This window comes from Isoptericola sp. NPDC060257 (assembly GCF_042726645.1).
In the GTDB taxonomy this organism is placed as follows: domain Bacteria; phylum Actinomycetota; class Actinomycetes; order Actinomycetales; family Cellulomonadaceae; genus Isoptericola; species Isoptericola nanjingensis.
In genome coordinates this window covers 1-3,831 of sequence record NZ_JBHXAW010000358.1, presented here as the reverse complement: position 1 = coordinate 3,831, position 3,831 = coordinate 1, and the positions used below count along the sequence as shown (strand labels likewise).

4 protein-coding genes are annotated in these 3,831 nt (G+C 76.2%); 1 reads left to right on the top strand and 3 read right to left on the bottom strand.

Annotated features, from left to right (window positions below; genetic code table 11):
* A partial coding sequence (locus ACFWEK_RS19915; RefSeq protein ID WP_430555166.1) for a DUF1697 domain-containing protein occupies positions 1-215 on the bottom strand: 215 nt, incomplete at its 3' end.
* A gap of 152 nt (positions 216-367) precedes the next feature.
* On the opposite strand from ACFWEK_RS19915, the gene ACFWEK_RS19910 reads away from it, so the two are divergent.
* The gene (locus ACFWEK_RS19910; protein ID WP_430555165.1) at positions 368-1,612 is read left to right on the top strand and encodes a glycosyltransferase; all 1,245 of its coding nucleotides are present in this window, start codon (positions 368-370) and stop codon (positions 1,610-1,612) included.
* Positions 1,613-1,633: 21 nt separating this feature from the next.
* On the opposite strand, the gene ACFWEK_RS19905 is transcribed toward ACFWEK_RS19910, so the two are convergent.
* Together ACFWEK_RS19905 and ACFWEK_RS19900 are read right to left on the bottom strand one after the other, a co-directional pair.
* The gene (locus ACFWEK_RS19905; RefSeq protein WP_430555164.1) at positions 1,634-3,094 is read right to left on the bottom strand and encodes a serine hydrolase domain-containing protein; all 1,461 of its coding nucleotides are present in this window, start codon (positions 3,092-3,094) and stop codon (positions 1,634-1,636) included.
* A 68-nt stretch (positions 3,095-3,162) separates the two neighbouring features.
* Positions 3,163-3,831, bottom strand: a 669-nt coding sequence (locus tag ACFWEK_RS19900) for a substrate-binding domain-containing protein (RefSeq protein WP_430555163.1), incomplete at its 5' end; no start/stop codon positions are given.

Below are 3,831 nucleotides of genomic sequence, written 5' to 3'. Positions count from 1 at the left end.
GCGAGCATCCGCTCGATCGCGTCCTCGAGCTCGGGACCGCTCGCCGGATCGGCGGCCAGCAGCACGTTCCCGCTCTGCAGGACGGTGCGCACCTCCCCGTGACCGCCGTCTCGGAAGCACGCCACGAGGTCGGTCATGGTGACCCGGTGGTGGCCGCCCACGTTGATCCCCCGCAGCAGCGCCACGGACGTCGGGGGGCGCGGGGACGTGGCCATGGGGCCACGGTGGCACGCGCCTCCGACGTGACGGCGGGCCGCGATGCCCAAGACCTGCCCATCCCCGGGCCACGACGCGTCATGAGAATGTCACACGCCGGTCATCCGCCCCACACCATCGCCGCTCACGCTGGGGGCAGGAGGTGGTCCCCATGGCCGAGCAGTACGTCGAGCGCACGTTCGATCGGTACGTCGAGCACGGAGCGGTCCGCGTGCTCTCCCTCTACGAAGGCTTCTTCAGCGGCGGCGCGCGCGTGCTGCACTCGTCGGTCGTGGCCGGCCTGCACGCCCAGGGCCGCCAGCGGCACGCGGCGCTGAGCGTGCACGACGAGGTGCGGCGCGACGCCGCCCTGCAGCGGATGGTCGACGACCGCCGGTACCGGCAGCTCATGGCCGCAGGGGTCCGCGTGACGTCGCTCGGCCGGTCCTCGGACGTGCCCCACGACCCCGAGGCCCTCACGGACGCCGAGGCCGAGATCCTGGCCCGTGAGCTGCGGCGCACCGACGTGGTGCTCTCGCTCAAGGAGCAGCCGCTGCGCCTGCTCTCCCGGCCCGACGTGCTGCCCGACCGGCCGGTGGTCGCCTGCCTGCACCGGTCCGACCCGGAGCACCAGGGGTCGGGCCTGGGGCACCTGCTGCGCGCGGCGGACGACGGCCGGCTCGCCGCCGTCGTCTGCTGCGCCGAGTCCACGCGAGCCGCCTACGAGGCCGCCGGCGTGCCCGCGCACCTGCTGCGCGTGATCCCCAACGGGGTCGACCTCACCCGGTTCCGCCCGGCCCGCACCGCGCGACGCCTGGCGTTCCGCGGGGCGCACCGGCTCCCCGCGGAGGGGACGGTCGTCGCGTACGCCGCGCGCTACGACGCGATGAAGAACCCCCGGCTGTTCGTCGCCGCGGCCCGCGAGCTGCTGGCGGGCGACGCCGACGCGCACGTCGTGATGTGCGGGTCCGGCATGAGCGCCGCCAACCCGGACCTCGCGGCCGACCTGGACGACGCCTTCGCCGACCGACCCGACCTGCGGGGCCGCGTCCACCTGCTCGGCGTGCGCCACGACATGGAGCAGGTGCTCGCGGCCTCCGACGTCGTCGCGCTGACGTCCGCGTTCGGCGAGGCCGCGCCGCTGTGCCTCATCGAGGGCGCCATGTGCGGGGCGGTCCCGGTCACCACGCCGGTGGGCGACAGCGCGCGGATCGTGGACGGCATCGGCCTCGTCACCGGCTTCGACCCGGCGGAGATCGCCGCGGCGTGGCGCGAGGCGGCGGCGCGGCGGGACGCCCTCACCGGCGCGCTCGTCGCGGCGCGGCCGCGGTTCAGCCACGTGCGCATGCTGTCTGCCTACGCGGCCACGATCGAGCGGGCCCACCGCGGGCTGGGCCTGACGCTCGCGCGCGCCTGACCCGGGCCGACCCGCCGCGCCCTACGCGACGTCGGGGCGCGTCATCAGGGGCGCCGTGACGTGCAGCGCCAGCGAGGGGCCGGTCAGCGGCACCAGGTTCCACGTGGCGACCGCCGTCCCGGCGTCGGCGTCGACCTCCACGCGGACGCGGTGCGGCGTCGTGATCACCACGACGTCGGCGACGAAGGCGCGGCCCCGCCAGGCGCCGCGGGCGACGACGGGCCGGCCGAGCGGCGCGCTCTCCCGCCACCGCCCGTGCCCGACCTCGACGTCGAGCCCCGCTCCGAGGCGCAGGAGCCACCCGTCGTCGTCGGGCTCCACCGTCACCGCCGTCCCCTGCGGCAGGGCGGAGCCCTCGGGGGTCGCGTCGACGCGCGCCGTCGCCGTCCTCCGCCCGCCACGCGACCCCGCCACGCTCTCGAGGGACAGCCCGCGCAGCCGCTCCGCGAGCGCGGCGTCGTCGGACGGGCGCGCGCCCTCGTCGAGACCGGGATCGCCCATGCCGGGCAGGAGGCACTCCCAGAGCGGGCCGAGCAGCGTCTCGCCCCCGCCGGAGAGCGCTGCCGTCACGGCGATCACCAGGTCGTGGGACGGCACGACGAGGCAGTGCTGGCCGAACGAGCCCTCGCCGCGGAAGCCGTGCCGCGACCTCCAGAACTGGTAGCCGTACCCGCGCAGCACGTCGGGGTTCTCCGACCAGCCCTCGACCTGCGTCGTGGGGACCTGGGCGGCCGTGGCGGCCTCGACCCACCCGCGCGGCACCAGCTGCCGGTCGCCCCACCGCCCGCCGCACCGCAGCAGCTCGCCGAAGGCGGCCACCGCCTCGGTCGTCAGATGCAGCCCGTGGAAGCCGAAGGCCGCACCGCTCGCCACGCGGTCCCACTCGGCGTGACCGATGCCCATCGGGGCGAAGACGCGGTCGTCGAGGAGCTCGGGGAGGCCTCGTCCCGTGACCCGCTCCACCATGCGGGCCAGGACGTAGGTGGTGGCGTTGTCGTAGCCGTGCGCCGCGCCCTCCGGGTCGGTGAAGGGCACGCGCAGGAAGCCCTTCGTCAGGTCCCGCGGCTCCAGCTCCCACGCCTCCGCCAGGCTGTCGGTGCGATGCCCCGTGGTCATCGACAGCAGGTGGCGGACGGTGAGGCGGCGGCCCTGCGCGAGGACGTCGTCGGGGCCGTCGGCCGGAGCGCTCGCCGGCAGCACGTCGACCACCCGGTCGTCGAGCGAGAGCAGCCCGTCCGCAACCGCCAGCCCCACGGCGACCGCCGTGAACGACTTGGTCAGCGAGTACAGCAGGTGCGGACGCTCCGCCGTGTACGGCGCCCACCAGCCCTCGACGACCACGCGGCCGTGGCGCACGATCATCAGCGAGTGGCACTCCACCGACTCCGCGTCGAGCCGGTCGAGCAGCTCGATCACCCCGCGGGCGGACACGCCCTCCGCGGACGGCGTCGAACGCGGCAGCAACGAAGGTCCGAGGTTCATGTGCGCACGCTATCGACGCCGCGCCACGGTATTTCCCGTGCCGTCACCGCCGCAGGAGCGCCGTCCCGTCAGCGCGTCGAGTCGCGCAGCTGCACCTCGAAGTCGACCTCGGTGACGGCGCCGGGCGCGGCGTCGCCGACGGCGGCCCGGACGGCGAGGCTGCCCATCTCCTCCAGCGGGATGCGCACGGTCGACAGCGCCGGCGCGTGGTCGCGCAGGGTCGGGACGTCGTCGAACCCGGCGACGCGCACGTCGCGCGGCACCTCGACCCCCAGCTCGCGGAGGCGGGCGATGAGCCCGATCGCCATGACGTCGGTGACGGCGAAGACCGTCAGCGGCTTCTCGGCCGCGCGCTCGCGCACGAGCTCGGCGACGTCGTCGCCGGCCGCGTACCCGCCGTCGCGGGAGAACTCGGTGACCAGCACCTCCGCGACGTCACCGCCGCCCGCACGGGCGGCGGCGGTGAACGCGTCGGTCCGCTCGCGCGACGTCACGACGCGTGCCGGCCCGCCGAGCACGACGAACCGCCGCTGCCCCTGCGCCAGCAGCGCCTCCGCGAGGGCGCGGGCGCCGGTCGCGTTGGGCGGGCGCACCACGGAGCCGTCGCCCACCGGCTGGCCGACGATGACGGACCGGCCGCCCGCGGCGACGAAGGCGTCGAGCTCGGCCGCGAGCGCGGCGTCGTCGTCAGGGGTCCACCGGGTGCCGGCCACGACGACGGCGTCCACGCGCTGGGC

Coding starts and splice junctions, on each gene's coding strand:
- ACFWEK_RS19910 (WP_430555165.1), top strand. CDS start 368: ATGGCCGAGCAGTACGTCGAGCGCACGTTCGATCGGTACGTCGAGCAC.
- ACFWEK_RS19905 (WP_430555164.1), bottom strand. CDS start 3,094: ATGAACCTCGGACCTTCGTTGCTGCCGCGTTCGACGCCGTCCGCGGAG.